Here is a 380-nt window from a genome sequence, read left to right on the forward strand (position 1 = left end):
GCTTGATTGACTGCATCTCTAATTTCGTTCTTGAGACCATTGGGGACGGAAATATTGAGATTTGTAATGGTCACGCGGGCGTCTACTTCAACAGCTTTATGAACTGTAATGGGCTTAGGAGCTTTGAAGGCACTCATTTTTGCATTTGGAGCCTGCATGTATCCTGTCTCAACTGTATCTGTATTAAAACCATTCTTGCGTTTTCCAGATGGACTATTGGGTACAACGGCTGTATCAACCATTCTTTTTGCACGGGCATTGGTTTCATCGGTAAAGGCTTTAATTGTTTGGGTTGAAGTTTTGTTAATTGAAACATTAAAACCAAGCTTTTCTTTTCCCCAGCTTGGCAGCCAACTGGTTAATGTGCTTATCATACCGCT

1 pseudogene is annotated in these 380 nt (G+C 41.3%); it reads right to left on the reverse strand.

Features of this window, described 5'->3' with window-relative positions:
• A pseudogene (locus J7R05_RS09090) lies at nt 1-380 on the reverse strand (phage tail protein); the annotation flags it as partial.

Source organism: Bartonella capreoli (assembly GCF_902813205.1).
Classification (GTDB): domain Bacteria; phylum Pseudomonadota; class Alphaproteobacteria; order Rhizobiales; family Rhizobiaceae; genus Bartonella; species Bartonella schoenbuchensis.